Source organism: Flavobacterium xizangense (assembly GCF_054075145.1).
The window spans coordinates 1-235 of the sequence record NZ_JBSIPG010000334.1 but is presented as its reverse complement, the minus strand read 5'-3'; the positions used below and the strand labels follow the sequence as shown (position 1 = coordinate 235).

Genomic DNA, 235 nt, shown 5'->3' with positions numbered 1-235 from the left:
GAAACGGCAGCTGGTTTCTCTCCCGGATTTTCGCTTTTACCTAAAACAACTGTTGAAGGAAGTGCTACACCAGAATCCATCAAAATCTTTTTAACCTGTGCGGCTTTTAATTTTGGATAGTAAGAGCGAATCAAAGCCGCTACACCCGCAGCATTTGGAGATGCCATTGATGTTCCTTGTGAATATTTGTATTTGTTGTTTGGAACTGTTGCATAAATTTCTTCACCTGGAGCAA

1 protein-coding gene is annotated in these 235 nt (G+C 40.9%); it reads right to left on the bottom strand.

Annotated elements, in window-relative coordinates; translation table 11 throughout:
* Window positions 1-235, bottom strand: a 235-nt coding sequence (locus tag ACWA1B_RS23665; protein ID WP_456911145.1) for a S8 family serine peptidase, incomplete at both ends; no start/stop codon positions are given.